We start from the raw sequence: 5,479 nt of genomic DNA on the forward strand, positions 1-5,479 counted from the left end.
CTGCCGCCAGCGGCGCCGCCGGCCGCCGGTCGCATCCTGATCCCACCGGCACCGCGCCACCGACCGCCCCTGAGCCGGGCTCCCTTTCCCGCACGCGCGCCACCTGCCGCCGCCGCGGCGCCCCTGCTCGCCTGAGCAGCGCCGCACCCACCTGCCCCTCTTCCTTTCAGGTGGCGGCTGCCCCCGCCGGGCCGAGCATGCCCGGCGCCGCAGGCGCTCCCGCCTCTTCCCTCTTTCGGATGGTTTTTCCCAATGGCCTTCTCTCTTCGTCTTTTCCTCCCCCTTCTGGGCCTGCTGGCCTTCCTTGGCGGCCCGGCGCACGCCCAGGTGCGCGCACACGACGCCTGGGCGCGCGCGACCGTCGCCCAGCAAAAGGCCACCGGCGTTTTCATGCAGCTGACCGCTGCCCAGGATGCACGTCTGGTCCAGGTACAAAGCCCCGTGGCGGGCGTGGCCGAGGTGCACGAAATGGTGCAGGAGGGCGACATCATGCGCATGCGTCCCCTGTCCGCCCTCAGCCTGGGCGCCGGCCAGACCGTCGGATTGCGGCCCGGCGGCCTGCACATCATGCTGATGGACCTCAAGCAGCCCATCGCGGCGGGCAGCACACTGCCGCTCACGCTGGTCTTCGAAGGCAAGGACGGCAGCCGCCAGACCCTGGAGGTCCAGGCGCAGGTGCGGGCGCTGGGCGCTGGCGCCACCCGGGAGCACCCCGGCGCCGGCCACCACTGAGGCTGCGCGCCCTCGGGAGGACGCGCTGCCGGCGCCTCGGCCGGCAGGCGCGGGCGCGGCCGCTGGTCGATAATCGTCGGCCCGGCGCGCCATCTCGCACGCCGGATGCCCCCCTCCCCCGAGCCGCTCCATGCACCCTGACGCCCACAACCTCTGGCGCGGCCCCCGCTGGGCCCTCGCCGTGCTGCTCGCGCTGCTGGGCATGGTGGGGCCGTTCTCCATCGACACCTACCTGCCGGCCTTCGGCGCCATCGCACGCTCGCTCGATGCCACGCCCATCGAGATGCAGCAGACGCTGTCGGCCTACCTGTTCGGCTTCGCCTTCATGACGCTGTTCCACGGCTCGCTGTCCGACAGCTTCGGGCGCCGGCCGGTGGTGCTGTGGGGATTGGCGGTGTTCACCATCGCCTCGGCCGGCTGCGCCATGGCCCAGAGCATTGGCCAGCTGATCTTCTTTCGTGCCCTGCAGGGGCTGTCGGCGGGCGCGGGCATCGTCGTCTCGCGCGCCGTCATTCGCGACATCTACCCGCCCGCGCAGGCCCAGCAGGTCATGAGCCAGGTGACCATCTTCTTCGGGGTCGCGCCGGCCATCGCGCCGATGGTGGGCGGCTGGCTGTCGGCGCACCTGAACTGGCACAGCATCTTCTGGTTCCTCACGGCCGTGGGCGTGTTCCTGTGGATCGCCAACTGGCGGCTGCTGCCCGAATCCCTGCCTCCGGCCACGCGCCAGCCGCTGCACATGGGCAACCTGATGCGCGGCTACTGGGAGCTGGGCACCAGCCCGCGCTTCGTGCTGCTGGCGCTCGCCAGCGGCGTGCCGTTCAACGGCATGTTCCTGTACGTGCTGTCGGCGCCGGCCTTCCTGGGCGAGCACCTGCACCTGGCGCCCACCGAGTTCTACTGGTTCTTCCTGCTCAACATCCTGGGCATCATGGGCGGGGCCTGGGCCAGCGGGCGCCTGGCCGGGCGCATCGCCCCGAAGCGCCAGATCCGCCACGGCTTCGTGATCATGCTCGCCATGGGCCTGCTGAACCTGGGCGCCAACCTGCTGTTCCCGGCGCACGTGGCCTGGGCGATGCTGCCGATCGCCATCTTCTCCTTCGGCTGGGCGCTGATGGTGCCGGTGGTGACGCTGCTGGTGCTCGATCTGTACCCGCACCGCCGCGGCATGGCGTCCTCGCTGCAGGCTTTTGTCGGCTCCACCGCCAACGGCCTGGTCGCGGGCGTGGTGGCGCCGCTGGTCATGCACTCCACGCGCCTGCTGGCGCTGGCTTCCCTGCTGATGATGTGCGTGGGCCTGGTGTCGTGGATCTACCTGCACCACCGCTGGCCGGAGATTGGCCGCTCGGTCGAGCGCTGACGCCGTCGCCAGGCGTGCGGGCCGCTACGGCCTAGTGGCGCCGGTTCCTGCCCAGCGCCGCGTAGTAGCGCTTCTTCTGCTCGTACATGGCCTGGTCGGCCTGTTGCAGCGAGACTTCCAGCGACTCACCGGAGCGCGCCACCGCGGTGCCGATCGACAGACTCAGGGGCTGGCCGGGGTAGAACTGGTTGTTCAGCTCCTGCAGGCTGGCGAGCCGCTCGACCATGGCCTGCACGGCGCGCTCGTCGCCGCCCGGCAAGAGGATGCAGAACTCGTCGCCACCGATGCGCGCGGCGCAGGCCGGGTTGTCCACCGCCTTGGCCAGCACCTCGCCGGCGCGGCGCAGCATGGCGTCGCCGGCAGCGTGGCCCTCCTCGTCGTTCAGCGCCTTCAGGCCATTCAGGTCGATCGCCAGCACGCCCACCGGCCAGGGCCCCTTGCGCGTCAGGCGGTTGAGCTCCTCCACATAGTAGGCGCGGTTGCGCAACCCGGTGAGCACGTCGTGCTTGCCCAGGTATTCCAGGTAGGCCTCGGCCTTCTTGCGCGCCGTGATGTCCACCAGCGACAGCAGCACCATGCTCCAGTCGTGCCAGCACTCCTGCAGCACGGCGAACTGCATGTGGATGTGCAGCAGCTCGCCGGCCAGGGTGTAGTTCACCACCTCGCGCTGCTGGAACAGCCGGCCCTCCCACAGGTCGATGAGCTGCTCGGCAAAGGAGTCCTGCATCTCGCCGCGGAACATGCGCTCCGTGCCGGCCAGCAGCTCGTCCTTGGAGGCAGCGCCGAAGAGCTGCAGGGTGAGCTGGTTCACGTCGACCACGCGGATCTCCCGGATGCAGCGCGCGACGAATTCGGGATGGACCTTCAGGAAGGTCTTGAAATCGACGATCCCCTGCGCGCGCACCTCGTCCAGCAGGCGCTTGACCTGGCTGAAATCCTCCACCCACAGCGAGACGGGCGAGTGTTCGAACAACCCGCGCGCGTACCGCTCGCTGCGCTCGAGCCGGCGCTGCGCGCGCAGCGCCTCCGTGTTGTCCTCCAGGGAAACCAGCACGCGGTCCCAATCCTGCTCGTGGCCCGGCAGAATGCGCCCGCGGATGAACACGTCCAGGCGGCAGCCATCGAGGGCGTAGTTCACCGTCTGATTGGTGAACTCCGACGCCCCGCTCCACAGCTGCGCGATCTCGGCGATCGCATGCTGGTGCATGTCACCCTTGAAGACCTGCGGCAGCGCAGCCTCCAGCGCCGCCTGGTCGGGCGCGGCAAACAGCTCCAGCGTGCGCCGGTTCACCTTCAGCACCCGGATGCTCTCGCCGTACTCCTGGACGCAGCGCGGGTGGGCGCGCAGGTGCGCCTCCACGTCCTGGACGCCCGCGGCGCGCCAGCGTGCGAACAGCGCCCGCACGGCGCTGTAGTCCTCCAGCCACAGCGAGACCGGAGCCAGATCGAACATGTGCTCGAAGTCGGCCAGGGAGGAAGGGGAAGGTTGCGCCATGCGAAGAAGCTCCGGGGGGACGCGCCATTATCCCGGGAGACGCGCTGGGCCGGGACGGGGCGTCCAGCAAAAAGGCCGGCCCTGCAGCGGATGCGCAGGGCCGGCCTCGCGGGCTGGTGCCGATCCGCCCGGGAAGGGGCGGGCGGCGGGATGGGTGTTCAGCGGCCCGAACGCTCCGCGCCGCGGCGCGCCTCGTGCGGCACGAAGGGGCGGCCGGCACCCGGGTGCTTGCCGCCGGCCGGGCGAGGGCGCGCAGCAGCGGGGGCACCGCCGCGGCCGAAACCGTTGCCGCGTGGCGCGTCGAAGCGCTCCCGGAAACCTTCGCGGCGACCGAATTCCTCGCGCGGCCCAGGGCCGCGGCCGTCGCCATGGCGGCCGGCCGGAGCAGCGCGCTCGAAGCGCTCGCCGGCAAAGCGGCCACCGCCCGCGCGCGGGTCGAAGCGACCACCGTGGGCCGGGCGCTCGCCGCCGCGCTCGAAGCGCGGGTCGCGTCCGCCGCGTGGACCGCCACGGCCACCCTCACGACCCCCACGCCCACCGAAATCGCCGCGCCCGCCGCCCTGCGGGAAGCGCTGCGTGGGCTCCAGCCCGGCCACCACCTCGGCCTTGAAGGGCTGGCGGCTGTAGCCTTCGATGTCGAAGATGCGGCGGCGGTCGCGGAACTCGGCGAAGGTCACGGCCAGCCCCTGGCGCCCGGCCCGGCCCGTGCGGCCGATGCGGTGCGTGTAGTCCTCGGCCTTCATGGGCAGGCCGTAGTTGAAGACGTGCGTGATCGTCGGCACGTCGATGCCGCGGGCGGCCACGTCGGTCGCCACCAGGATCTGCACCTGGCCGTTCCTCAGCGCCATCAGGCGGCGGTTGCGCAGGCCCTGGCTGAGGGCGCCGTGCAGTGCGACGGCGGAAAAGCCTTCCTGCTGCAAATCATTCGCCAGGCCATCGCACTCGATCTGCGTGCTGGCGAAGACGATGGCCTGGTCGATGCTGGTGTCGCGCAGCCAGTGGTCGAGCAGCTGGCGCTTGTGCTGGGCGTTGTCGGCCCAGTAGAGCATTTGCCGGATGTTGGCGTGCTTTTCCTGCGGGCTGTCGATCTGCACCTTCTGCACGCTGGCGCCGCCGTCGCGCATGACGCGCATGGCGAGCTGCTGGATGCGCGGCGCGAAGGTGGCGGAGAACATCATGGTCTGGCGGCGCGCGGCCGTCAGCGCGTTGATCTCGGCCAGGTCGTCGGCAAAGCCCAGGTCGAGCATGCGGTCGGCCTCGTCGACCACCAGGAACTGCACCTGGTCGAGCTTGATCTGGTGCGAGCGCTGCAGGTCGAGCAGGCGCCCGGGCGTGGCCACCACCAGGTTGGCATTTTGCAGCCGCGCGATCTGCATCTGGTAGGGCATGCCGCCGACCACGTTGGCGATGCGCAGGCCCTTGCAGTGCTTGACCAGATCGATGGCGTCGTGCGCCACCTGCTGGGCCAGCTCGCGCGTCGGGCACAGGATCAGCGCCCCGGGGGTCGCCGCCTTGAAGTTGCGCGAGTGCGTCGGATTCTTGCGCTTGGGGCGCTTGGGCAAGGCTTCGCCCCGGGCGGCGGCTTCCGCGGCGGCGCGCTCGTGCTCGGCACGCAGGGCCGCCTCCGCCGCCGCCTGCTGCTGCAGCAGCGTGTGCAGCACGGGCAACAGGAAGGCCGCGGTCTTGCCGCTGCCGGTCTGGCTGGAGACCATCAGGTCGATGAAGCGGCCGGCATCGTCGCCCGCGCCCATGGCCAGGGGGATGGCCTTGTCCTGCACGGCGGTGGGCTGGGTGTAGCCCAGGTCGCGCACAGCCTGCACCAGCTCGGGCGCGAGGCCCAGGCGGGTGAAGCCGTCGGGCAGGGAAGGTTCGGAAGTGGCGGCAGCCACGGG

4 protein-coding genes are annotated in these 5,479 nt (G+C 71.1%); 2 read left to right on the forward strand and 2 right to left on the reverse strand.

Annotation, left to right across the window (positions count from 1 at the left end; translation table 11 throughout):
• Positions 1-252 precede the first annotated feature (252 nt).
• Positions 253-732, forward strand: coding sequence for a copper chaperone PCu(A)C (locus A612_RS06775; RefSeq protein WP_040436261.1), 480 nt, complete (start codon positions 253-255; stop codon positions 730-732).
• A 130-nt stretch (positions 733-862) separates the two neighbouring features.
• Positions 863-2,092, forward strand: coding sequence for a multidrug effflux MFS transporter (locus tag A612_RS06780; RefSeq protein WP_019373755.1), 1,230 nt, complete (start codon positions 863-865; stop codon positions 2,090-2,092).
• 31 nt (positions 2,093-2,123) lie between these two features.
• On the opposite strand, the gene A612_RS06785 is transcribed toward A612_RS06780, so the two are convergent.
• Positions 2,124-3,587 (reverse strand): GGDEF domain-containing protein, encoded by a 1,464-nt coding sequence (locus tag A612_RS06785; protein WP_019373756.1) that lies wholly within the window; start codon positions 3,585-3,587, stop codon positions 2,124-2,126.
• Between the two features lie 158 nt (positions 3,588-3,745).
• Positions 3,746-5,479, reverse strand: a 1,734-nt coding sequence (locus A612_RS06790) for a DEAD/DEAH box helicase (RefSeq protein WP_019373757.1), incomplete at its 5' end; no start/stop codon positions are given.

Source organism: Melaminivora alkalimesophila (assembly GCF_000282995.1).
Classification (GTDB): Bacteria; Pseudomonadota; Gammaproteobacteria; order Burkholderiales; family Burkholderiaceae_C; genus Melaminivora; species Melaminivora alkalimesophila.

Coding starts and splice junctions, on each gene's coding strand:
- A612_RS06775 (WP_040436261.1), top strand. CDS start 253: ATGGCCTTCTCTCTTCGTCTTTTCCTCCCCCTTCTGGGCCTGCTGGCC.
- A612_RS06780 (WP_019373755.1), top strand. CDS start 863: ATGCACCCTGACGCCCACAACCTCTGGCGCGGCCCCCGCTGGGCCCTC.
- A612_RS06785 (WP_019373756.1), bottom strand. CDS start 3,587: ATGGCGCAACCTTCCCCTTCCTCCCTGGCCGACTTCGAGCACATGTTC.